The organism is Hymenobacter canadensis (genome assembly GCF_027359925.1).
Lineage (GTDB): Bacteria > Bacteroidota > Bacteroidia > Cytophagales > Hymenobacteraceae > Hymenobacter > Hymenobacter canadensis.
The window spans coordinates 2,425,896-2,449,308 of record NZ_CP114767.1; the positions used below are offsets into that span (position 1 = coordinate 2,425,896).

General features: G+C 58.6%; 17 protein-coding genes and 2 tRNA genes. 6 read left to right on the plus strand and 13 right to left on the minus strand.

Annotated features, from left to right (window positions below):
• Positions 1-128: 128 nt before the first annotated feature.
• The 3 genes from O3303_RS10360 to O3303_RS10370 are packed head-to-tail and all read left to right on the plus strand — an operon-like array spanning position 129 to position 5,521.
• Entirely contained in the window at positions 129-3,305 is a 3,177-nt protein-coding gene (locus O3303_RS10360) for a SusC/RagA family TonB-linked outer membrane protein (RefSeq protein ID WP_269558345.1), read from the plus strand.
• Between the two features lie 20 nt (positions 3,306-3,325).
• Complete coding sequence (locus O3303_RS10365; RefSeq protein ID WP_269558346.1) at positions 3,326-4,861, plus strand: SusD/RagB family nutrient-binding outer membrane lipoprotein; 1,536 nt, start codon at positions 3,326-3,328, stop codon at positions 4,859-4,861.
• A gap of 36 nt (positions 4,862-4,897) precedes the next feature.
• Positions 4,898-5,521, plus strand: coding sequence for a hypothetical protein (locus tag O3303_RS10370; RefSeq protein ID WP_269558347.1), 624 nt, complete (start codon positions 4,898-4,900; stop codon positions 5,519-5,521).
• A gap of 65 nt (positions 5,522-5,586) precedes the next feature.
• Here the strand turns inward: O3303_RS10370 and O3303_RS10375 are convergent, their stop codons facing one another.
• The 4 genes from O3303_RS10375 to lon form a co-directional block, all read right to left on the minus strand.
• Positions 5,587-6,321, minus strand: a complete 735-nt coding sequence (locus tag O3303_RS10375) for an SDR family NAD(P)-dependent oxidoreductase (RefSeq protein ID WP_269558348.1) — start codon at positions 6,319-6,321, stop codon at positions 5,587-5,589.
• Positions 6,322-6,486: 165 nt separating this feature from the next.
• Positions 6,487-7,896 carry an ATP-dependent protease ATPase subunit HslU gene (gene hslU / locus O3303_RS10380; protein WP_269558349.1) on the minus strand — a complete coding sequence of 470 codons (1,410 nt, stop codon included), beginning with the start codon at positions 7,894-7,896 and terminating at the stop codon, positions 6,487-6,489.
• A 109-nt stretch (positions 7,897-8,005) separates the two neighbouring features.
• A complete protein-coding gene (gene porQ / locus O3303_RS10385; RefSeq protein ID WP_269558350.1) occupies positions 8,006-9,043 on the minus strand; it encodes a type IX secretion system protein PorQ in 1,038 nt (345 codons plus the stop codon).
• A 211-nt stretch (positions 9,044-9,254) separates the two neighbouring features.
• Positions 9,255-11,756, minus strand: a complete 2,502-nt coding sequence (gene lon, locus O3303_RS10390) for an endopeptidase La (protein WP_269558351.1) — start codon at positions 11,754-11,756, stop codon at positions 9,255-9,257.
• A 262-nt stretch (positions 11,757-12,018) separates the two neighbouring features.
• On the opposite strand from lon, the gene O3303_RS10395 reads away from it, so the two are divergent.
• Positions 12,019-14,010, plus strand: a complete 1,992-nt coding sequence (locus O3303_RS10395) for an OmpA family protein (protein ID WP_269558352.1) — start codon at positions 12,019-12,021, stop codon at positions 14,008-14,010.
• Positions 14,011-14,263: 253 nt separating this feature from the next.
• Here O3303_RS10395 and O3303_RS10400 read toward each other — a convergent pair whose 3' ends face one another.
• Entirely contained in the window at positions 14,264-14,764 is a 501-nt protein-coding gene (locus tag O3303_RS10400; protein ID WP_269558353.1) for a DUF6702 family protein, read from the minus strand.
• A gap of 232 nt (positions 14,765-14,996) precedes the next feature.
• Here O3303_RS10400 and O3303_RS10405 point away from each other — a divergent pair, with 232 nt between their 5' ends.
• Complete coding sequence (locus O3303_RS10405; protein ID WP_269558354.1) at positions 14,997-16,733, plus strand: phosphoglucose isomerase-related protein; 1,737 nt, start codon at positions 14,997-14,999, stop codon at positions 16,731-16,733.
• Positions 16,734-16,875: 142 nt separating this feature from the next.
• On the opposite strand, the gene O3303_RS10410 is transcribed toward O3303_RS10405, so the two are convergent.
• The 3 genes from O3303_RS10410 to O3303_RS10420 all read right to left on the minus strand — a co-directional run bounded on the left by O3303_RS10410 (position 16,876) and on the right by O3303_RS10420 (position 20,212).
• Positions 16,876-17,382, minus strand: coding sequence for a cupin domain-containing protein (locus tag O3303_RS10410; RefSeq protein ID WP_269561899.1), 507 nt, complete (start codon positions 17,380-17,382; stop codon positions 16,876-16,878).
• Positions 17,383-17,561: 179 nt separating this feature from the next.
• Positions 17,562-18,908 (minus strand): RIP metalloprotease RseP, encoded by a 1,347-nt coding sequence (gene rseP / locus O3303_RS10415; protein WP_269558355.1) that lies wholly within the window; start codon positions 18,906-18,908, stop codon positions 17,562-17,564.
• Positions 18,909-19,039: 131 nt separating this feature from the next.
• A complete protein-coding gene (locus tag O3303_RS10420) occupies positions 19,040-20,212 on the minus strand; it encodes a 1-deoxy-D-xylulose-5-phosphate reductoisomerase (RefSeq protein WP_269558356.1) in 1,173 nt (390 codons plus the stop codon).
• A 174-nt stretch (positions 20,213-20,386) separates the two neighbouring features.
• On the opposite strand from O3303_RS10420, the gene O3303_RS10425 reads away from it, so the two are divergent.
• Positions 20,387-20,866, plus strand: coding sequence for a hypothetical protein (locus O3303_RS10425; protein WP_269558357.1), 480 nt, complete (start codon positions 20,387-20,389; stop codon positions 20,864-20,866).
• A gap of 25 nt (positions 20,867-20,891) precedes the next feature.
• Here the strand turns inward: O3303_RS10425 and O3303_RS10430 are convergent.
• From O3303_RS10430 to O3303_RS10450, 5 genes are all read right to left on the minus strand, one after another.
• A tRNA-Glu gene (locus O3303_RS10430) sits at positions 20,892-20,967 on the minus strand.
• 9 nt (positions 20,968-20,976) lie between these two features.
• Positions 20,977-21,047, minus strand: a tRNA-OTHER gene (locus O3303_RS10435).
• 30 nt (positions 21,048-21,077) lie between these two features.
• Entirely contained in the window at positions 21,078-22,436 is a 1,359-nt protein-coding gene (locus O3303_RS10440) for a hypothetical protein (protein WP_269558358.1), read from the minus strand.
• A gap of 51 nt (positions 22,437-22,487) precedes the next feature.
• Positions 22,488-22,940, minus strand: coding sequence for a 3-oxoacyl-ACP synthase (locus tag O3303_RS10445; RefSeq protein ID WP_269558359.1), 453 nt, complete (start codon positions 22,938-22,940; stop codon positions 22,488-22,490).
• A 45-nt stretch (positions 22,941-22,985) separates the two neighbouring features.
• On the minus strand, positions 22,986-23,225 hold the full coding sequence (locus O3303_RS10450; RefSeq protein WP_269558360.1) for a hypothetical protein: 240 nt from the start codon (positions 23,223-23,225) through the stop codon (positions 22,986-22,988).
• Positions 23,226-23,413: the final 188 nt, after the last annotated feature.

Here is a 23,413-nt window from a genome sequence, read left to right on the forward strand (position 1 = left end):
CTTTATTTTGGAATTGGTAATCCAGTTGTAAATTCGGACTTCGAGGGTTGGTACGGCGGTTAGAATACTCGAGCCTTGGCCCTCTTTTTATCAAGCACTCACGTTCACTTTTTTCTTACACACTCCTCATGCAAAAAACCTTACTCGTGAGCACTTTGCTCATGGCCTCCGCTTTTCAGGAGGTATCGGCCCAGAACCGGAGTATTTCCGGTCGGGTAACTGACCGCCAGACCGGTGAAGGTCTGCCAGGTGTGACAGTATTGGTAAAGGGCACCACCAATGGCATCTCCACCAACTCCGATGGTACCTACTCGCTGAACAACGTACCTACTACAGGCGCTACGTTGGTTATTAGCTCGATTGGCTATATCACCATTGAGCGTGCCATTGGTGCAGAAGATCAAATCAATGTTGGTTTGGCTACTGACTCCAAGCAACTGAGCGAAGTAGTTGTGACTGCCCTCGGTATTGAGCGTGACACCAGGTCCTTGGGCTATGCTACTCAAGAGATTAAGGCAACTCAGATTTCACAGAAATCCGAGCCAAACGTGCTGAGCACATTGCAGGGCAAAGTAGCAGGGGTGAACATCACTACTGCCAGCGGCATGCCGGGTGCCTCCAGCAACATCAACATCCGGGGCATAACGTCGCTGGGCAACAGCAACCAGCCTTTGTTCGTCGTAGATGGTATTCCAATCAGCAATGATCTGGACCGTACTTCGAGCACACTATTCGGCTCTCAGCAGGGCAACCGTGCCTTGGATATTGACCCGGAAAATGTGGAGAGCATCAACATTCTGAAAGGTCCCGCAGCAGCAGCTCTTTACGGGTCACGGGCATCCTCTGGTGCTATCATCATTACTACCAAGAGTGGCCGCAACGTCAACAAGAAGCTTGAAGTAACGGTTACGTCAGGCTTTTCGGTGCAGCGCGCTTACGGTCTGATTGACTTACAGAACAACTATGGCCAAGGCAACGGCGGCACCAACGTGCTTGCCAATGGAGACATAAATTCAGGAACCACAAACTCCTGGGGCCCACGCTTCGGTACCACGCCGACCATCTTCAACGGTTTGCTTAATGCAGATGGCAGCGTACAGGACTACCGTGCGTACGAAAACAACATCAGCGACTTCTACAAAACGGGACGCATCCTGCAGAATGGGGTGAACATCGCTGGCGGTAATGCTGACCAGAACGTGTCGTTGAATATCAACAACACTAATCAGCAGGGTATCACAGATTTCTCGAAGCTGAATCGCACCAGTGTGCAGCTCGCCGGCAATACCAAGCTACTTAACAAGCTTCGGGCGGGTGGTTCGGTCAACTTCATTCAGACGGAGCAGCAAGGTCCGCAGCAAGGTAACGGCGGCTCCGCATTCGGACGCCTGAACGTGGTGCCACGCAGCTACGACTTGCAAGGACTGCCTTACATTAATGCAACTGGTCGGAGTGTATTTATCACGGCCGCGCAGGAAAACCCGCGCTGGAGCTTGGAGCGCAATACTGCGACATCCAGTGTGACGCGCTTCATCAACGTGGCCAACCTGAGCTACGAAATTGCGCCTTGGCTGAACGTGGCTTACCGCGCAGGTCTGGACACATACACCGACCGTCGTAAGCAGATATACGATGTCGGCTCGTTGCGGGCAGCTGCTGGCCAAGTTATTGACCAGAGTCTGTATCGTACTGAAATCAATGGCGACCTGCTGGTAACGTTGAAGAAAGACAACATCCTGACGGAAGGCTTCAATGCCAACCTGTTACTCGGCCAGAATATCAACCAGCGTCGCTTGCAGGAGGTGTTTGCGCAGGGCGATGACCTGGTGTTGCCGAACTTCTACAACATCTCGAACGCCCGTATCTTCTCCAACGGTACCAGCGAGTTTACGTCTAAGCGGAGCCTGCTTGGCTACTACGGCCAGTTGTCGCTGTCGTACAACGATTACTTGTTCTTGGAATTAACAGGACGCGCCGATCAGTCGTCTACGCTTCCGGAGGCAAACAACACCTTCTTCTATCCGTCGGCGACGGTTGGTTTTGTATTCACTGACGCCTTCAAGATCTCCAACGACATCTTCTCGTACGGCAAAATCCGTGGTAACGTAGCCCGTGTAGGGCGCGACGCTAACCCGTATCAGCTGATTACCAACTATGTTGTGGCTACGCAAGGCAACAACGTAGCCAGCATCACGTTCCCGTTTAATATCAACAATACCACCTACGCTGGCTTTGACATCTCCAACCGTTTGGGAGGTGGTAACGCGTTGACTCCTGAGTTTACCAACTCGTATGAGGTAGGCACGAATCTGGGTTTCTTCAACAACCGGATTACGTTTGATGTGACGTATTTCAATACGGTCAGCGAAAACCAGATTCTACCAGTATCTACGGCTCCCTCCAGCGGTTTCACTACCCGGCTGGCAAACGTAGGACGGGTTGATAACAAGGGGATTGAGGCACTGGTAAACATCACGCCAGTCAAAAGTGATGCTTTCCGGTGGGACGTTGACGTCAACTTCACCCGCATCCGCAACACGGTAAAAGCTATTTCGGAAGGAGTTACGGAATCGGCTATTGAAGGAGCTGCTTTCACTGGCACCATCCCCTCTTTTGTGGTAGGGCAAGCTTACGGAGTAATCCGGGGCAACAAGAAGCCACGGGTAACGGATGAGAACAGCGAGTTCTTTGGTCGCTATATTATCAACCCCAACACTGGCCTCTTCAACCCAGAGATTCCTAACCAAGTTATCTCCGATCCGAACCCAGAATGGCAGGGCGGCATCAACAACCGTTTGAGCTTTAAAGGCTTGACTGCTTCGTTCTTGGTAGATGCCGTATATGGCGGCGACGTAATGTCGTTTACTGCGGCGACGTTCAGAGGCAATGGCTCATTTGAGAAAACCGGCGAAAACCGGGAAGCCCCACGAGTAATTCCCGGTGTTATCCAGACAGGCGTCAACGCGGATGGCCGGCCAACCTACCGTCCTAACGATATTCAGGTGGACGCGCAATCTTACTGGGGCAGCTTCGGCTTGCAGAGCGACCTGAACGTGTACGATGCTACAGCGTATCGTCTGCGGGAAGTCACGCTGGGCTATAGCCTTCCAAAGGCAATGTTGGAGCGGACTCCTTTCGGTCAGGCCAGCATTTCGCTCTCCGGTCGTAACCTGTTCTACTACGCCCCTAATGCTCCCTTCGACCCGGAGGTAAACACGCAGGGTGCCGGTAACATTCGTGGCCTGGAACTGCAAGGTTCGCCTAACGCCCGCAACTACGGCATCAACTTGCGCTTCACTCTGTAACAAGACTTTCAACGCACCTCATGAAATACTATAAATTAGCTACGCTGGCGTTGGCCGGCACGGTAGCTTTTGCCAGCAGCAGCTGCGACAATTTTTTGGATGTCAACAATAATCCTAACAACGCTGCTACCGCGCCACCCTCCGTTTTGCTGACCAGCACGGCCATCACCACGGCTTTTGCAAACGGTAACGAAATCAATCGTATCACTTCTTTGCTGGTACAGCACGTAGCCGGCACTGCCAACCAAGCCGCCGGGCAGGACGTGTACAATATCCGCGGAGGTCTTGACAACCAGTGGCAAGGAGAACTGTACCCAGGCGCACTGCAGAATGCCCAAGAGCTGATCGAAGCTGCTAATCGGTCGAGCAGCCCAGCTTACGCCGGCATCGGTAAGCTCCTGAAGGCGTATAATTTTGCCGTGACGACCGACTTGTGGGGAGACATTCCTTACTCTCAGGCTTTGGGTGGCTTGGCCAGACTTCAGCCCCGTTTTGATCGGCAGGAGGACATATACAAAGGAGCCGATGGCATTCAAAGCCTCGATGAATTGGTAAAGGAAGGCATAGCTGACTTGAGCCAGACTACGAACGTCTTGTTGCCATCTGTCACTGATGACCCCATCTACCGTGGTGATCTGAGCAAATGGCGCCGTTTGGGCAATACGCTCAGATTGAAGTTCGCCAACACTATCAGCCGGCGTGAGCCAGCACTGGCCAGAACCATTATCAACGAAGTCATTGCCAGCAACAACTTCATCAGCAGAAATGAGGATGACTTCCAAGTACCGTTTGGTGGAAGTGTAGGCAACCGCAACCCTATTTACGATTTCAATGGGGTGAACGTAGTCGGTAGCACACCAGGGCAGCGTCCGTTCGATATAACACTGAGCCAGCGTTTGCTCGACAGCATGCGGCTCAAGAATGATCCGCGCTTGCCTATCTACTTCAACACAGTGCCCAATACAGTGCCCGGTGCAACAGTTACCTCCAATCTGGGTACGTTCTTCGGTTTCCAGAATGGCAACAACGTTGCGGCTCCTGCTCTCGCAATTAACCGTTCGAAGTACAATGTATACATCACCGGTAACGCGGGTGAAGCACCTATTCGGCTGATCACCAATTCACAGCGTCTGTTTATCATGGCAGAGTCGGCTCTGATGCTGGGGACTTCTACCGGGGGTAGCACTGTGCAGATGCTGTATCAGGATGCTATCAGAGCTTCTATGACGAAAGCCGGCCTGACCACTGCGCAAGTAGATGCTTACTTCGCCGCCAATCCTTCCATTGCTATTCTGAGCGGCTCACAGGCCACTCAGCTTAACCAGATCATGACCCAGAAGTGGATTTCCATGGTAGGTAACGGATATGAAGCCTTCAATGACTACCGCCGCACTGGATATCCTAAACTGGCGCTGGTACTCAACCCTCAAGGTGATGATCCAACTATAATTCCTAAGCGCTTTGTGTATCCTGCTTCCGAGACTTCCGGCAACTCCAACAATGCACCGGCTGTGCTTCCGGGTACTGTAGTCCCTGTATGGTGGGATGTTCCGTAATTGCTGAACCAGGTTTCACTTCTTTTCTTGCTCCCCATGAAAAAAAATATAATTCAATACTGCGCTTTGGCGTTTCTAGCGTTTGTCTCTTTTTCCTGCGAGAAAGACTTCGGCGATAACCTAGGCCCTACTCAGGACAGCGTAGCTGACATCCCGGTGACTGTAACGAACGCTACCTATTTCGAGCGGTTCGCGACTGTAACCACCACCCTGGCTACCAGCAACAATGTGGTTATCACCATGGAGATTCCCGCAGGTAGCGGTGTGATCCGGGAAATCACCAAGGTTGCCACCGGTATTTCCGGTACCAATAACTTGGGCAACCTGAACAATACTGCTGTTGGTACGGCCTACAACACTACAGGTGCTGGCACTGCCGCCTCACCTTTTGTGCTGCGGCCAATCCCGGGTAATGGTACTAATCAGATTACGTTTACGACCAATCTGACCACGGACTACTTGCCGTACCGCACTCGTAATGGTGCCGCTTATGGTCCACTCAGAACCACCGGCACTCCGCCGGTTGTTGTATCTCCTAGCGCGCTGCCGCTTCCCAGTGCTACCACCATCCCAACCGAAATTCAATATTATTTCCGCTTGACGCTGGAGGATGGCCGAACGATTGTTCCGATGCCCGTGCGGGTTCGGATAATAGACTAAGCTATTTAAGCCAAAAAAGAGAAGCACTCCTGACCGATGGTCAGGAGTGCTTCTCTTTTTTGGCTCTAGCAGATATCTGTCAAGCGCACCACAATTGTCCCCTCGGTTGTAGGCGGATGCTGCAGCCAGCTAATGATCTGGCTGGCTGCTTTAGTTGGTGTTACCAGTTCTCCACTGTGCTTGAGTTCCGCAAACCGCTCAGCCTCGCTGAACTGCTCCTGCGTAGCGGTGCGGATGTGCTCCTGCATGGCGGTATCCAATACCCCGGGGGCCAGGCTGCGGATGCGGATGCCAGTACCGCGCAGATCCTGCTCCTTTTGCGCCACTGCCGAAAGGGAGTCGAGGGCGGCTTTGGAGGCGCAGTAGGCTGCCCAGCCATCCACGGGGCGCTGGGCGGCGCCGCTGCTGATATTGAGAATGGTGCGTGGAATAGTGGTCTGCTGCTGGTAAGTGGCCAGAAACGTGTTCATGAGCATGGCTAGCGCAATGACGTTCACGTCAAACACAAACTCGAAGTGCTCGTTCGGCAGTTCGCCCATATACTTCACCTCGCCCAGCACGCCCGCATTATTAATGAGCGTGATGCTGGCCGCATCCGGGCACGGCGGGAATACTTTAAACAAGTTGTTTTGCACGGCCAGCATGTCCGACAGGTCCAGCGGCTGATGGCGGTAGCGCTCATGCCGGATAGTGGCATGGCGCGATACGCCTGTTACCATGTTGTCCGGTTGCTGCAGCAGCTCGTCGGCCAGTGCCTTTCCTAAGCCGCGGCTAGCTCCGGTGATAATGTAGTAGTGCATAGGTGACAGGTGACAGGTGACAGGTGACAGGTGACAGGTGACAGGTGACAGGTAAAGGAAATACGACTCTAAACAAAAAGAAGCGGCCGGTGGCCGCTTCTTTTTGTTTGCAGGAACACTACTCTTCCCAGCCGACTGTTTTCTCTGGCTTGCTACAGAAGGTCATCACAGAATATACTGACTCAGGTCGCGGTTGCCGGCCATATCCTGCAGGCGTTCGTTCACCAGGTCGCGGGTGATGAGGATGCGGGCGTTGGGGCCGATGCGGTCCGGCACGTCGAACAGGATGTCATTGAGCAGGCGGCTCATCACCGTATGCAGGCGGCGCGCCCCGATATTCTCGACTTCAGCGTTGACGTTGAAGGCAATTTCGGCGAGCTGCTCCAAGGCGGCATCCTCGAAGGTCAGCACGACGTCCTCGGCCTGCAGTAGGGCTTCATACTGCTTGGTGAGGGCGTTCTTGGGGTCTTTAAGAATCCGGAAGAAGTCGTCTTTGGTAAGGCTCTGCAGCTCCACACGAATGGGGAAGCGGCCTTGCAGTTCCGGAATCAGGTCGGAAGGCTTGGCGACGTGGAAGGCGCCGGCGGCAATGAACAGGATGTGGTCGGTGTTGATGATGCCATACTTGGTGCTCACGGCCGAGCCCTCCACGATGGGCAGCAGGTCGCGCTGCACGCCTTCACGGCTGACGTCGGGGCCACCGCCGCCTTTGCCGCTGCGGCTGGCTACCTTGTCGATTTCGTCGATGAAGATAATGCCGGCGTTTTCGGCGTTGCGGATGGCTTCGTCCTTCACCTCATCCATGTCGATGAGCTTGGCCGCTTCTTCATCGAGCAGAATCTTGCGGGCTTCGGCAATCGTGACTTTGCGCTTGCGGGTTTTCTTGGGCATCATCGAGCCCAGCATGTCCTGCAGGCCGGCCATCGAGGCCTCATCCATGCCGGGAGCGCCGCCTAGCACGCCAATGCCGGGAGCGCCGCCCTGCTGCACCTTGATGTCGATTTTACGGTCGTCGAGCTCGCCGCTGCGGATTTTCTCGCGGAACTTGTCGCGGGTGCGCTCATTCAGCTCGTAATCCGACTCAGGCATGGCGCTACCGTCGTGGCTGCCGCCGAAGCCTACCGACGACTTGCTGCTCCCGCCATTAACCGACGGGATAAGGGCGTCCAGAATCAGGTCTTCCACGGCCTGCGCGGCCTGCACTTTCACTTCTTCTTTGCGGCGCTGCTTCACCTGGTTCACTGATTGCTCCACCAGGTCGCGCACCATGCTTTCCACATCGCGGCCGACGTAGCCTACTTCCGTGAATTTGCTGGCTTCCACTTTGGTAAAAGGTGCATCGGCAATGGCGGCCAGGCGGCGGGCAATTTCAGTTTTACCGACGCCCGTCGAGCCAATCATGAGGATGTTATTGGGCACGATTTCGCGCTGCATATCCAGCGGGGCGTGCAGGCGGCGCCAGCGGTTGCGCAGCGCAATGGCTACGTGGCGCTTGGCCTCGTGCTGGCCGATGATGTACTTATCCAGCTCGGCAACTATCTGCGACGGGGTAAGGAAGGTCTGGGAATCGAGCATAAAAGAGGTCGGGGAATAAACGTAGCGGGAATACCGCCGCTTTACCGGAATTGTTTGTGATGCAAACCACTGCGTTCCGGCTTTACTGCCCGCTGCAATAAATAGGCGGCTATTGATTCTTGACGAACAGCGTGTTTAGGTTGCGGGCGACGGTGAAGTAATTGGCGGCCCCGCTGGCGTGCAGGCCGGCGCGGGTGTAGTCGAGCTGAAACTGGCTGATGCGCAGCATGACGCCAAAGGAGATGCCGGCGCCTCCGGCGGCGTTGTCCAGCCGTAGCTCGCGGCGCTGCAGGTGGTTGTAGCCCAGGCGCAGGTTCAGGTTTTTGCCCAGCAGTAGTTCGCCGCCTACTGCGAAGTGCCGCGCTACTTTGTCGCCGAGGCTTTTCTTTTTCTTGATTTCCTCGCCGTTTTCATCCAGCTGGCCGCGCTGGTTGGGGTCGAGGTACACAATGTCGAGGCGCTGCAGGTTGTGGGCCGTGATGGAAAACCGCAGCGGCATGTGCTCGGGCTTGATGGAGGCGCCCAGCTGCACGTCCAGCGGCATTGGCTCGCGGCCGGCGCCGGCGTAGGGCCTGAGCTGGTAGCCGGCGTTTTTCACGGCTAGTCCCACTGTAAAGTCTTTCTCGGGGTGCTTAAAGACGGCACCCACATCGGCCAGCAGCGCTACCGAGTGGTTACCGCCGATGCCCGATACCGCCAGCTTGCCGGTACCAGCCAGCGTGAACGGGCCCTGCACATAGGCATACGTAAGGCCGGCGGCGTACTCGTTCACCGAAAATGTTCCCAGCGCATTACCGGCCGGGTCGCGCATGATCAGCTCGCCGTAGTTGAGGTAGCTCAGAGTCGCGCCCCACCGCTGCCCGGCATCTGCTTCCTTGGGCTTGAAAGCGTAGGCCAGGGTGCTTTGCTTGATGTCGGCCACATAATCGACAAACGATAGCGCCAGCCGGCCATCCATTTCGGCGTTCAGCAGCGCGGGGTTGCTGAGCAGCATCGTCGGGTCGGCGTCGCGCACGGATACGTTCACGCCGCCCAGGGCGGCGGTTTTGGCGCCCGGCGGCAGGTTCAGAAACGAGAAGGCCTGCTGCCCCCCGATCTGGGCCACGGCGGGTGACGCGCCCAGCCCCAGGGCAACGGATATGGGCACTAGTATACGGCGGTGTAGCAGTCCAATCATCGGGTACCAAGATACGGCGTTTAGCAGGTAGTTGCAGAGGCTAAGACGGCCAAAACAGCGCATTTATTGTATCCCCGCATGGGAGTTTGCGCACATTAGCGGCCGGCAAGCGAGGCGCAGGTAACAAGCGTTGCGTCCCATCCGCCGGCCAGCCGCCAATGGCGCGGCTCCATGCCCGTAACTACTGCACCTCCACGCTATGCGACGGCGCTACGGGCGCTTCGTCGCGCACAATCAGCGGCATCGGGTGCGACACCAGCTCATCCAGCAACGCCACCCGCAGCACGTCGTCTACCCGGTCGGCGTAGTGAATCGTGAGGTCCTTGACGTACTCGGCAGGAATTTCCTCGATGTCCTTGCGGTTCTTCTGGCACAGGATAATGTCGCGGATGCCGGCGCGCTTGGCAGCCAGCATCTTCTCCTTGATGCCGCCCACCGGCAGCACTTTGCCCCGCAGCGTGATTTCGCCGGTCATGGCGAGGTGGCTGCGGATTTTGCGCTGCGTAAATACTGAGGCAATGCTGGTGAAAATGGCAATGCCAGCACTCGGCCCGTCCTTGGGCACAGCGCCCTCAGGGAAGTGAATGTGCAGGTCGTACTGGTCGAAGAGGCGGTAGTCGATGCCCAGCTCGTCGGCGCGGCTGCGCAGGTAGCTGAGCGCCGTAATGGCCGACTCCTTCATCACGTCGCCGAGCTGGCCCGAGAGCGTAAGCTTGCCCCGGCCCCGGCTCAGCAGGCTTTCAATGAACAGAATGTCGCCGCCCACGCTGGTCCAGGCGAGGCCCGTGACCACGCCGGCGGTTTCGTTGTCCTGGTACAGGTCCCGGTCGAAGGTGGCCGCGCCGAGGATGCGGGTGATGTCCTTAGGCTCCAGCGCCGCCGGGAATTCCTCCTTCATGGCCTTGCTCTTGGCAATGTTGCGCACCACGGCCCCCAGCTTGCGCTCCAGACTGCGCACGCCGCTCTCACGGGTGTAGTCGTCTATCACGCGCGACAGGGCGGGCGTGGTGATGGCTACGTCTTTGGTGCTGAGGCCGTGGTCGGTGAGGAGCTTGGGCCAGAGGTGCTTTTTGGCAATCTGGGTTTTCTCTTCCAACGTGTAGCCGGTCAGGTCGATGATTTCCATCCGGTCGCGCAGGGCGGGCTGAATGGTTTCCAGCGAGTTGGCCGTGGCAATGAACAGCACCCGACTCAGGTCGTATTCCACCTCCAGGTAATTGTCGGTGAAGGTGGAGTTCTGCTCGGGATCCAGCACTTCCAACAGTGCCGAGCTGGGGTCGCCGCGGAAGTCGGAGGCCAGCTTGTCAATCTCGTCGAGCACGATGACGGGGTTGGAAGCGCCGGCTTTCTTGATCTGGGCGATGATGCGGCCGGGCATGGCGCCCACGTAGGTTTTGCGGTGCCCCCGGATTTCAGCTTCGTCGCGGACGCCGCCCAGGCTCATGCGCACGTATTTGCGGCCCAGGGCCTTGGCAATGGAGCGGCCCAGGCTGGTTTTGCCCACGCCGGGCGGGCCATAGAGGCACAGGATGGGCGCTTTCAGGTCCTGCTTCAGCTTGAGCACGGCCAAGTACTCGATGATGCGCTCCTTCACCTTTTCCATGCCGTAGTGGTCGGCATCAAGGATTTTCTTGGTGCGCTTCAGGTTGAAGTTGTCCTTGGTCTGCTCGGCCCAGGGCAAATCGAGCAGAAACTCCACATAGTTCACGCTCAGCGGATACTCGGCGGCCTGCGGGTTCACGCGGCCCAGCTTATCCAGCTCCTTGGCAAAGTGCTTGGCCACGGCCTCGGGCCACTGCTTGAGCTTGGCCCGCTGCCGGAACTTGTCGAGCTCCTGGTCGGGGCTGTCGCCGCCACCCAGCTCGTCCTGCAACACTTTTATCTGCTGCCGCAGGAAGTAGTCGCGCTGCTGCTGGTCGATGTCGGTGTGGACCTTGGTGTGGATTTCGTGCTTGATTTCGAGGTGCTGGATTTCCTTCAGCATCAGCTCCAGCAGCATGGTGCCGCGCTCCACGCCGTCGTTTATTTCCAGCAGCTTCTGCTTCTGCCCCACTTCCACGTTGATGTTGGAACTGAGGAAATGCGTCAGAAACGAAGGCGACTCGATGTTGTCGAGGGCCACCTGCGCTTCCTGCGGAATCTCGGGGTTGAGCTTAAGCATTTTGGCGGCCGCGTCCTTCAGCGAAGCCACCAGCGCCTTTACTTCCTTGGACACTTTGTCGGGGAAGATTTCGGGGGCGTAGCTGACGCGGGCCGTGAGGTAGGGAGTGCTTTGCAGCTCTTCCTCAATCTGGAAGCGCGACTGGCCCTGGATGATGATGGTGGTGTTGCCATCGGGCAGCACCAGCAGCTTCAGGATTTTGGCCATGGTGCCCACCTGATACAGGTCGGCCAGCGTGGGGTCGTCGTGCTGGTTGTTTTTCTGCGCCACCACCCCGATGATCTTATTGCCCCGGTAGGCCTTGCGTACCAGCCGGATGCTTTTCTTGCGCGTAACCGTAACGGGCAACACCACCCCTGGAAACAGCACCGTGTTGCGCACCGGCAGCAGCGGCAGCGTTTCGGGCGACTCCTGGCCGTTGAGCGGCTGTTCGGGGTCGGCGGCTACAATGGATACGATATCAGAAGAGTCGTCGGTCATCAGCAGGAAAGGCGAAGAAAAAGCAGCAGGAATAGAAGGCATATACGCGGATCGAAACAAAAGCGGTAGGCGGTGCCAGAATGACAGCACCGCGGCCGTCAGCCCGGGCCAAAGCGCGCCTGCTACCGAATATACAGGTTTGACAAGCGCCGTGCCACCCCGCCGCGGGCCCGCCATCTGCGCCGCGCTGGCACCCGGCCCGGCCACTCCGGCAGGCCTGCCAGCATATAGCGGGGTATACCTGAAAATTCCTATTTTTGACGTTCCGCGCCGCTCCCGGCCGGCTTCGGTGTTTTATTCTGCTATGTTCCGCTCGTTCCGTTCTTTTTTATTGCTGCTGTGGCTGGCTGTTCTGCCGTTGGCCTCGCAGGCCCAGAAAATTGCCAATGCCCGCACCCGCGTGGTCTGGTCGCGCCCCGACCCCAACCCCACGTTTCCGAACATCAACCGAATAGCGTTCTACGAAAACAAAAAAGAGCTTAAAGCCATTCAGAAGGCCGAAAAACGCCGGCAGTGGCGCCAAGCCCGCGTACTGCTGGGCGAATACGTGGGCAAGTTCGGCATTGAGAATTTCTACAAAAACACCCCGATGCTGTGGCGTATGGCTCAGCTCTGGGAAAAGGAAGGTGACCAGGAGCACGCTAAGGCCTACTACCGCCTAGCCCTCAAGCACCACCGCCAGGACGTGAAGAAAATCCAGCTCTACTACGATTCGCTGGAGCAGAAAACGGCTGATTTCTACGTGCCGCTGAAGGTGTACTACGAACTGGTGGAGTACCGCAAGAACATCGTGGCCTTCCGCCCGCCCAAAGGCGTGCTCACCACCATGGGCGACGCCATCAACTCGACGGTGGAAGACTACGGCCCCACGCTGAACCCCGATGCCAGCATGCTGCTGTTCTCGTCGAAGCGCAAGGTGCGCGGCGGCATCAAGCAGGTGATTGACGAGGACCTGTACGTGTCGCGCAAGGACGGCGACCTGTGGACCGACGCCGAGCCGCTGCCCAAGCCCATCAACTCGCCCTACAACGAGGGCTCGGCCTGCTTCACCAAAGACGGCAAAACCATCTACTTCGCCCGGTGCGAGTGCCCCAGCTGCCACGGCAACTGCGACCTGTTCACGTCGACGTTCCAGGACGGGCAGTGGAGCGTGCCCAAGAGCCTGGGCTCCCAGGTAAATTCCGGCGCCTGGGACTCGCAGCCTACCCTTTCGCGCGGCGAAGACACCCTGTATTTCGCCTCCGACCGGCTGGGCGGCTTTGGGCTTTCGGACATCTGGTACACCTACAAAACCAAAAACGGGCAGTGGGCCAAGGCCCTGAACATGGGGCCGGTGGTGAACACCCGGGAAAGCGAGGTAAGCCCCTTTTTCCACCCGCTCTACAACGTACTGTACTTCAGCTCACGCGGGCAGCTGCTCAACTACGGCGACTTCGACATCTACAAAACCTACCGGGTGCAGGGCCGCTGGCAGGAGCCGCGCAACATCGGGCCGCTGGTGAACGGCAAGGGCTCGGAGTACTACTTCACCATCGACAGCGAGTCGAAGAACTTGTACTACGCCCGCTCCGAGGAAAAGGAAATGAAAAACCTGGACCTCTTCTCGTTTCCGCTGCCAATGGAGGCGCAGCCGCTGGCCACCACCCATGTGGAGGGCCTGCTGATGGACTCCGTCAGCCGCAGGCCGCTGGGCGGCATCGTCACCATCGTCGATACCGACAACGGCATTGAGGTGGCGGCCAAGTACCTGCGGCCCGACGGCTCGTTTGACTTCGACCTGATTGATGGCTCGCACTACGTCATGATCATTCAGAGCCCCGATTTCTTTAGCCTGGAAAAGAAATTTGAGCTGCGCGGCGACACGGTGATGAAGCTCATGACCAATTCGATTGACTACGGCCTGCCGCTGATTTTCCGCAACATCGAGTTCGATCAGGACAAGTCGCACATCCGGGCATCCATGCAGCCCATCCTCGACCGGATTGCGCTGTTCATGGTCGACCACCCGACGTTCCGCCTCAGCATCACGGGCCACACCGACTCCAAGGGCGACCCGGATTTCAATGAGCGGCTCTCGCAGGAGCGGGCGGAGTCTATCCGGCGCTACATCGAAACCAAGGGCAAGCTCAAGCCCAACCGCATCGACAGTTTCGGCTACGGCTCCACCAAGCCGCTGAAAGAGGAAATCACCGACGAAGACGCCAAGACCAACCGCCGCGTAGAGTTCCGCCTCATCCGGCCCGACGGCGAAGAAGGCAAGAAGCCCGCCGCCGATGGCGGCGGTGAGTGGAAGTAGCCAACTGTAGCATAGGCTTCAGCCTGTGCCGGCTGTCATTGCTAGGAGGTACGACGAAGCAATCCTTCCTCTCCGTGCTCCAAGCGTAAATTAAGCAGAAAGCCCTCCGGCACTAGGTTACACACCTAACGCCGGAGGGCTTTGCTGTAAAGGAAGTGTCTGCCACGAGAGGAAGGATTGTTTCGACACTGGCTTGATGCGCCACATGCTCGCAATGACAGCGGGCGCAGGCTAAAGCCTATGCTACATGCCGCTACCAGCTGAACTTCTGGGTTTCCTCGCCGTCGCGGAACAGCTGGCTTTGCTTTTTGCCGCCGGATTCCAGGTTCACGATGTTCATCTGGTCGGGGAATTGGTCTAGCAGCAGCGTGTTGCGTAGCGTGAAGCCGGTGAGCGGCCGGGCGGTTTTCAGGGTGAAGTAGAGCCAGTGGGCATCCCGCTCCTTTTGCAGCCCCAGCAGCTGCAGCGGCAGCGTTTCGCCGGGCCGGGCCCCAAATACCAGCGACTTGCGCAGTAGCGCCGTAGTCAACTGCAGCACCAGCGGCTTGGGGGTCTGGTCGAGGTTGATTGGCGTGGGCTGCCCCACCGACAGGGCCTTCTCGAAGTCGTCGGTGAAGACTTTGAGGGCTACTTCCAGCTGCTGCTTTGCCGGATTGTAGCGCACATCCAGGATGCTGGCGTGGTAGGTGTGCGCCCACACCGTGAGCGAGGCCAGCAGCAGCAGCGAGAACAACAGAAATTTACGGAACATCATAGGAGAGTAAGACAGGAACCCGGCCGGGGCGATAATCGTGCCGGGGCCGGCAGTGCGCGCAGGCAGGCCCGGGCGGCAGCCGGCGGCTACCAGACGGGTTTCGGGGGGCGGGGCTGCAAAAGTAACGGGCTTCTCTACCTTTGCGGCGGGCGCGGCTTTGGCCCGGACGTATGCATACGTCCAAGATGGGCCGCCACGCGCCCCTTTCTCGCAACATTCCAACTGACCCGATATGGCGCACAACACTCCTACTACCTCTATTCCGGCCCAGACCATGCAGCTTGGCTCCTACCAGGCCGCTGTCGACAGCAAGCTGCAGGAATTCAACGATAAGCACTTCACAGCGGGATTCTGGCAGAAGCAGGCCGACCTGTGGGTGCAGGACGCCGACGCACAGCACAGCCTGCGCAGCTTCATGGGCTGGCTGCGCGTAGCTGAAACCATGCTGCCCCGGGTGAGCGAAATCCAGGACTTTGCCCGGGAGGTAAAAGCCGCCGGCTTCAAGCATGTGGTGGTAATGGGCATGGGCGGCAGTACCATGACGCCCATCGTGTTCAAACAAGCCTTCGAGCAAAGCGCCGACGGCATTCCGCTGTCCGTGCTCGACACCACCAACCCCGGCTCGGTGCGCGAGATTGAAGCCGCCGTGCCACTAGCCGAAACCCTGTTTGTGGTAGCCAGCAAATCGGGCACCACGGCCGAGCCCCTGGCCTTCGGCGACTACTTCTACGCCCGCCTGAAAGAGCTGAAAGGCGACAAAGCCGGCGAAAACTTCGTGGCCATCACCGACCCCGGCTCCAAGTTCGTGACCCAGGCCACCGCTGAGGGCTACCGCCGCATTTTCCTGAACTTCACGGAAGTGGGCGGCCGCTTCTCGGCCCTCTCCTACTTCGGGCTGGTGCCGGCGGCACTGTATGGCATCGACATTAAAACGCTGCTGGAGCGCGCCATTGGCATGATGCAGGCCAGCGGCTCCGAGGGCGACGTAGCCAACAACCCCAGCCTGGAGCTGGGCGTGGCGCTGGGCGTACTGGCCCAGCAGGGCCGCGACAAGCTCACGCTGGTGGTGCCCGCCGGCCTCTCCGACTTCGGCCTGTGGCTGGAGCAGCTCATTGCTGAAAGTACCGGCAAGGAAGACAAAGGCATCCTGCCCCTGGCCGGCGACCCGCTCAACGGCCCCGAGGTATATGGCCAGGACCGTGTGTTTGTGTACGTGGGCTACGAAGGCCAGCCGGACGCCGACAACCGCCAGAAAGTGGCCGCGCTGCAGGCCGCGGGCCATCCGGTAATCACCATCCTGCTCCATGATGTGCTGGACCTGGGCCAGGAGTTCTTCCGCTGGGAGGTGGCCACGGCCGTAGCCAGCGCCGTGCTGCAGCTCAACCCCTTCGACCAGCCCAACGTGCAGGCCGCCAAAACCGCCACCGACCAACTGATGAAAGTGGTAGTAGAAAAAGGCGCGCTGCCCCAGACCAGCTCCCCGGTGCTGGAGCAGGACGGCCTGGCCTACTATACCAGCGTAACGGGCGCCACCCCCGCCGACGTGTTGCGCGCCTTCTTCGACCAGACCAAAGCCGGCGACTACCTCTGCATTCAGGCCTACCTGATGGAAACGCCCGCCCTGAACGCTGAGCTGGACGAGCTGCGCGCCCTGGTGCAGCTGCGCAAGCACATTGCCACGGCTTCGGGCTACGGCCCGCGCTTCCTCCACTCCACCGGCCAGTACCACAAAGGCGGCCCAGACACCGGCCTGTTCCTGCAAATCACGACCGACCACGCCCAGGACCTGGCCCTGCCCGGCCGCCCGTACACGTTCGGCACGTTCCAGAACGCCCAGGCCGCCGGCGACCTGCAGGCCCTGCACGACTACAACCGCCGCACCCTGCGCGTGCACCTCGGCACCACCGGCGAAGAAGCCGGCGTAACCAAGCTGCTACAAGCTTTGCGCACGGCCCTACCCGCCGAGTAACATAGGTTTCAGTACATCACCTGAAACAGAAAGAGGCTTGCCGTTTGGCAAGCCTCTTTCTGTTTCAGGTGATGTGGAAAACCAAACCAGCTCCGTCCACAAAATCCGTGAAATCCGCTAAAATCCGTGATAATCCGTGATCCTAGCGGCCGAAGTCGTCCTGCACGCGCACGATGTCGTCTTCGTCGGAAGGTTGGGCAGCATCGGTATGCTGCCAGATTTCAGCCAGCACGCCCCAGCCGCTTAGGCCCACTAGGCGGTGCCGCTCGCCTTGGCGTAGCGTGACGGTGTCGCCGGGCTGGTAGGTGTGTAGCGCGCCTTCCTCATCGGTGCTGCTCGTGACTACGCCCACCGGCCCCTGCACCACGCGCCAGATTTCGGCGCGGCGGTGGTGGTACTGCCACGACAGGCGCCTCTCGGGTGCCACCAGCAGAATCTTGGGGCTCAGCCGGCCGGAAATGCGCAGCGTTTCGACGGAGAGGTTATCGAAGTATACGTCGGCGAAGTGCTGGGCCTGATTTTCATCAATCACAAAGAAGCCGCCCCATGGCCGGGCCCGGTCCTGCATATCAATAGTGAAACCTTGCTGCTGCAGCTGCTTTTCGGTTTGCTGAAACAGCTGCGTCTTTTGCTCGTCGAGGGTGCTCATCCGGAAAAGGGAGAAGAAATAGATGCGGTACGTTCGGCAAGAAAGCAAAACGCCTGACAATAGCCTGCACAAAGACAAACTACCATCAGGCGCCGGAAAAGGCTCGCAGCTTACCAAAAACGCCCTACATAGCTGATAGCGTATGCTTCAGCCGTGAGCCCGGGCGTCAGGAAGCTGCCTTAAATCCCGATTTTCTTCAGGATGGGGTTGATGATGAGTACGAAGGCCATGAGCGTCAGCAACAGCATCATGCCTACCTTCTGGGCATTCTCCATGAACTTATCGGAGGGCTTGCGGCCGGCTACCATCTCGTAGAGCAGGAACACCACGTGGCCGCCGTCGAGGGCCGGGATGGGCAGCAGGTTCATGAAGGCCAGCACCATGGAGAGCATGCCGGTCATGGTCCAGAACCAGACCCAGTCCCAGGTGGGGCCATACTGCTGGGCAATTTCCCAGGGGCCGCCCACCGACTTACGGAAGGAAGCCTCGCCCTTGAAGATCTTGCCGAACGCCGTTATCTGGTTGGTGATGACGCCAAAGGCCTTTTTGGCACCTACCGGCACCGACTCGCCGAAGGAGTAGTAGCGCACCGATTCTTTGAGCAGTGACTTGGGGAAGAAGCCCAGGTGGCCTTCCTCATCCACGGTAATGTCCAGCGTTTTCATGGCGCCGGCGCGTTCCACGGTCAGCTTCACGGGCTTGCCGGCGCGGGCCAGCAGATCCTTCTGAAACTCGGGGAAGAACTCCACTTTCTTGGTGTCGAGCTGCACGATCCGGTCGTTGGGGAGCAGGCCACCCACGGCGGCGGGGCTGCCGGAGTTCACGCGGTCCACTGCAAACGGGTTACGGGGCATCACAAACCGTTCTGGCCCCTGGTCGGAGAGGCGGTCCAGGAAGTTGGCCGGTACGGGCACGTCAACCAGCTGGCCCTGGCGCTCCACGGTGTAGAACGAGTTGGAGCCCATCATCACGTCGGGGCTATATACCTCATTGAACTCGGTGAAGGGCCGGCCGTTGATTTTCACGATTTTGTCGCCGGAGCGGAAGCCCATTTCCTCGCCCAGCTTGCTGGGCAAGATGCCGTAGCGCACCTCGGAAGCCGGCAGGTACGTATCGCCCTGCGAGTAGGTGAGCAGCGTGAAGATGAGGACGCCGGTGATGACGTTCATGATGATGCCGCCCAACATCACAATCAGGCGCTGCCAGGCGGGCTTGGCCCGGAACTCGTTGGGCTGGGGCTCGGCGGCGAGGCTGTCGGCGTCCTGGGTTTCGTCGATCATGCCGTGGATGGCCACGTAGCCGCCCAGCGGAAACCAGCCGATGCCGTATTCCGTGTCGCCGATTTTCTTTTTCAGCAGCGCGAAGTTGAGCACGTTCGGCAGCGGAAACAGGAAGTCGAAGAAGATGTAAAACTTATCGACCCGGATTTTAAAGTATTTGGCGGTTGCGAAGTGTCCGAACTCGTGCAAGCCAACCAGAATGGAAAGGCCCAGCAGCATTTGCCCGGCCATGATGAGAATTTCCAACGGTACAGATCAGTTTAAGTAGGAGCGGGAAGTATCCCGCCTGCCCTTGCCAGATAGCAACGGCTGAATCAAGAAGAAAAGTGTCAGATGCCTGATAACGCGAACCGGCAGCCAGGCAAAGCCTGCCCCCCCTACTTTCGTACCAAACACTCCTGCGCAACGCGACGTGCCTCCTTGTCAGTAAGCACGTAGTCGTCCAGCGACGGATTGGCAAGGTACGAAACCCGGCTCAGGCACTCCTCCACCACGTCCGACATTTCCAGAAATCCCACTTCATCGCGCAGAAAGGCCGCTACGGCCACTTCGTTGGCGGCGTTGAGCACGCAAGGCGCATTGCCGCCAAGCTCCATGGCACCAAACGCCAGCGCCAGGTTGCGGAAGGCCGTTGTGTCGGCGGGCTCGAAAGTGAGTTGGGGATAGTCCAGGAAATGGAAGCGCGGAAACTGGTTGGCCAGCCGCTGCGGGTAGCCCAGCGCGTACTGAATGGGCAGCTTCATATCGGGCACACCCAGCTGGGCCTTCAGGGAGCCATCCTCGAACTGCACCAGCGAGTGAATGATGCTTTGCGGATGCACCACCACCTCAATCTGCTCGTTGCGCAGCCCGAACAGCCACTTGGCCTCAATCACCTCCAGGCCCTTGTTCATGAGCGAAGCCGAGTCGATGGTGATTTTGGCGCCCATATCCCAGTTAGGGTGCTTGAGGGCCTGGGCCTTCGTGACCTGGGCCAGCTGCTCGCGGCTGCGGCCCCGAAACGGCCCGCCCGAGGCCGTGAGAATGATTTTCTCGATGGGGTTCTGCTCCTCCCCTACCAGGCACTGAAAGATAGCGGAGTGCTCGGAATCGACGGGGAGCAGGCGCACGCCGTGCTCCTGCACCAGCCCGGTGATGAACTGGCCGGCCACCACCAGCGTTTCCTTGTTGGCCAGCGCAATGTCCTTGCCGGCCCGAATGGCGGCCACTGTGGGCAGCAGCCCGGCATAGCCCACCATGGCCGTGAGCACCACGTCGGTGTCGGGGCGGGCGGCTACTTCGGTGAGGGCGGCCGCGCCGGCCAGCACCTCGGTTTCGGGCTGCCCGGCCAGGGCGTCGCGCACCTGCTGGTACTTGGCTTCGTCGCCGATGACCACAGCGGCGGGCCGGAACTCGCGCGCCTGCGCTATGAGCAGTTCGGCGTTGGACTGCGCCGACAGGGCCGAAACGAGGAACCGACCGGGCTGGGCGCGCACCACGTCGAGGGCCTGGGTGCCGATGGAGCCGGTGGAGCCCAGCAGACTGACGCGTTTGGGGAATTCAGAGGGCATAGAAAAATCGGGATACTGGGGTAAGCAAAGGTAGTGCAAGCCCGCACAGTTAAGAGCCGCTATTGCGGGCGTTGTGGGCGGCCGTGGCTGTGCGGGCAGAACCATTCAGCCGGAATCCGGCCTGCCGCCCCGAAAACCGCGTACTTTGCCCTTTCAGCTACTTGCCTACTCCCCGTGAACGAACCTGCCGCCGCTTCTGCTGCCTTCGACAAAGCCCGCACCGGCCTGTGGGCCAGCCTGCAAAAACACATGAGCACCGTGTACGCCGCCGAAAAGCAATTTCGGGCGGCCACCGCCTTCACCACCGAATTCCCGTTCTCCGCCGCCGCCCTGGAACCCCAGCAACTGCTCGACTACCAGCACCAGCGCGCCGTTCTGCGCGACCTGTTCGTGGATGAAACCAGCCAGCTCGACAGCCTGGTGAAAGCCGTGCGCCAGAAAAGCTACGCCGAAGACGACAAGAAACTGCTGTTTCTGATGGTTCTGGGCTACATGGACGTGGCCGCCACCATCTTCACCCTGCTCGACACGCACCGCCCCAGCCGCATGGAAAAGGACGAGGAGCTGGAAGAAGCAGCCACCAAATTTGAGCGGGTCCGCAATTTTGTACGCCTCAATATCCGGGGCCTGGGGAGCCTGCTGCCGCGGCTTTAGGCGGCTGGCCGGTAATCCGGAAATTTGGTTCTGATAGCAGGGCTCGAACCTGCGTCCACCCGGACCGAGAGCCGGGCGCTCTACCACTGAGCTATATCAGAAACAACTATTGATGAGAGCAGGATTCGAACCTACGTCCACCCGGGTAGAGCCGGGCGTTCTGCCGCTGAACTATCTCATCAAGTACTACCGCTTATGCTTTCGCAGGCGGTTACATGGGCTTACCGGAAAAATACCGATGGCGCTTTAATATGGTGGCAAGATAGGGGTTTGCCACGCTTACGCCATGCACCAGCTCTGGAGTGGGCCGAAACGCTACCACTCCGTGCGGGCGGGGCGCCAACCACCCTGACTTATACGGATCGAGCCCGGCACGCTGGCAGGCCGTGGTAATATCAGCTGCCGTGCAAGTTGCCTCGTTTATCAGTACCTCCCAAGGCAGCGGCAGGGCATTCCACACCTGGGTATTCGGGTCGAGACCCTGGCCGGCACTGTGGTGCCAGGCCACTACATCAGCCGCCATCAGGCGCAGTGCTTTGCCGAAGCACATGGCCTCCAGCACAAATTCCATTCCCAGGGCGTACAGCAGGTTAATCCAGTTGTCGCGGGCCTTGTTCCAGGCTCCGGCGGCGGCATTCCAGGTAGACGAGTCGTCTCCGCGCTTCACTACCATCGTGTGGCGAGCAAATGAATTTACCTCCCATACTTGCTTGAGGTACGTTGCCAGGCTGTGCAGAATGGTTGTCCACTGGCCCAGCAATTCTCCTTGCCGGGCAGCAGAAAGCTGGGCCAGCACGCCAGGAGCAGGATACACCTGGGCCAGGGCCCACCAGTTAGTAGTAGCTTTCGGAACCGGCGGTACCGGCGTCAGCCACTGGGCCAAGCCCTTGCGCGCAGGCTCATAACACCGCTGCAACAGCATTTCGGCCACTTCGTCAAACGGGCGTTGCTGTCCCGAAATGGTGAATTCGCTTCGCAGGTTGCAGCGCGCTGTGTAGTAGGCAATGAACGCCGCAGTGGCCTCATCCCGTGCAAACTCCTCGTAGGAAATCTGGTGCGCCAACCCATGTTTGGCTAACTGCTCCATCTCCGCCTTATACGCTTCCGCCTGCATTTTTTGCAGCTTGTGTTCGATGTGGCGCAGGCTGCGAAACAGCTTATTGTACTGTCTTTTCGATATATCCAGGCCAGCCGCTTTCCGGCCAGTACGATCCAGGCGGTGGTTGAGGTAATCATTCTGTCCCGGTTCCTTGCTGATCAAGGGACTGAGCTGACACAACACCGCTTCCACTTCCGAGCTGGCAGCATAGCGGAGGGCTTCGTTTATTTCCGTCTTGAATAACTCGGCCGCTTTGCGCACCTGCTTTTCGGCCCCTACCGGTGCCCGGAATACCTGGCTCATGGCCGTGTGTTGCCAAAAGCTCCGGCGCAGCGAATGGTTGACAGCCCGTTGTAGTATAGCTAACTGGCCACGGTCCAGTTGATGCTCCAGAAGCGGCAGAAGCATCTCGGCAACATCTTCCGGCCGCCGGCGCTGACTTAAGGTTGTGTGTAGTTCCTGTAAACTCATCGGATTGGATAGGCCAGAGGTAAATGAGCTGTCGAAATAATTACCCGAATGTCACTGAATTTCCTCAATCCGGACCGGCTTGCCGTTGAACGCAGCTGCCTCCCCGGCGCGCTTGCCGGCCAGCGCCGCTGCCACCGGTGCGGCGGCCGATACGGCAAAGTAGTCCTTCCCCTCCACGGTGAACTTGCCCGCGCTGATACCGAGGTAGAATATGCCCATGCTGGTGTGTACCAGGGCGCCAGGCCGCACAGTGTCGCAGGAAAGGTCGGGATGGATACGTTGCAGCTCGCCCTGAAGCTGTTGGGCCTGCCGCAGCTGCACGGTGTTTCGGTCCCGCTCATTCTGGGCCATGGCGCGGCCGGTTTCGTACTTATCGCCGGCGCTACTCTTGGTTTCGGAATTGGCCGACTCCTGGGCCGCCTGGATGGCAGCCTGGCAGGCGTCGATACGTTCCTGCACGTAGGCCAGGCAGAGGGAGTGGAGGGTGGGTTTTAGTGAGTTCATGATGCGCAATCAAAAAATCTGATGGTTGGTGGCGTCTCAACTGCATTAGCAGAGACTTTTGAGAAAGCCGCCAAATTTTTGGGTGAGCACGGGTTTGTAATAGAGAATATTCTCATGCAGAACCACTTCCACCTCTTCCTCTAAGTCGAGCAGCGGCCCCGTGCTGGAAGCGTATTTCAAACGAGCACGCTGCAAGCCGCCTTCCTTCGTGATGTAGTCCACCTGAGGATATTCCAGCCAAGTCCAGCTTCCGGCCACTCGAACGTACTCGCTCTTGTAGTCCACTACCACTGCCCAGGTGTGAAACCCTTCTCGAAGGATTTGTTTGCTCTTCGCTCGACTCAGCAGCCATACGGCTACCAGTCCGCAAGGAACCAGAGCATAGGGTATAATTGAGCTTAATTTCACTTTACCCTAATTTGTAGAGACATCTGCCCCCGGTAAACACAATAGAATATTGGCGCTTATTCCCG

Excerpts from the sequence above, each read along its gene's own strand:
- O3303_RS10365 (WP_269558346.1), top strand. The coding sequence starts at position 3,326 with ATGAAATACTATAAATTAGCTACGCTGGCGTTGGCCGGCACGGTAGCT.
- O3303_RS10375 (WP_269558348.1), bottom strand. The coding sequence starts at position 6,321 with ATGCACTACTACATTATCACCGGAGCTAGCCGCGGCTTAGGAAAGGCA.
- O3303_RS10360 (WP_269558345.1), top strand. The coding sequence starts at position 129 with ATGCAAAAAACCTTACTCGTGAGCACTTTGCTCATGGCCTCCGCTTTT.
- O3303_RS10395 (WP_269558352.1), top strand. The coding sequence starts at position 12,019 with ATGTTCCGCTCGTTCCGTTCTTTTTTATTGCTGCTGTGGCTGGCTGTT.
- O3303_RS10420 (WP_269558356.1), bottom strand. The coding sequence starts at position 20,212 with ATGCCCTCTGAATTCCCCAAACGCGTCAGTCTGCTGGGCTCCACCGGC.
- O3303_RS10405 (WP_269558354.1), top strand. The coding sequence starts at position 14,997 with ATGGCGCACAACACTCCTACTACCTCTATTCCGGCCCAGACCATGCAG.
- O3303_RS10400 (WP_269558353.1), bottom strand. The coding sequence starts at position 14,764 with ATGATGTTCCGTAAATTTCTGTTGTTCTCGCTGCTGCTGCTGGCCTCG.
- O3303_RS10410 (WP_269561899.1), bottom strand. The coding sequence starts at position 17,382 with ATGAGCACCCTCGACGAGCAAAAGACGCAGCTGTTTCAGCAAACCGAA.
- O3303_RS10370 (WP_269558347.1), top strand. The coding sequence starts at position 4,898 with ATGAAAAAAAATATAATTCAATACTGCGCTTTGGCGTTTCTAGCGTTT.
- lon (WP_269558351.1), bottom strand. The coding sequence starts at position 11,756 with ATGCCTTCTATTCCTGCTGCTTTTTCTTCGCCTTTCCTGCTGATGACC.
- hslU (WP_269558349.1), bottom strand. The coding sequence starts at position 7,896 with ATGCTCGATTCCCAGACCTTCCTTACCCCGTCGCAGATAGTTGCCGAG.
- O3303_RS10445 (WP_269558359.1), bottom strand. The coding sequence starts at position 22,940 with ATGAACTCACTAAAACCCACCCTCCACTCCCTCTGCCTGGCCTACGTG.
- O3303_RS10440 (WP_269558358.1), bottom strand. The coding sequence starts at position 22,436 with ATGAGTTTACAGGAACTACACACAACCTTAAGTCAGCGCCGGCGGCCG.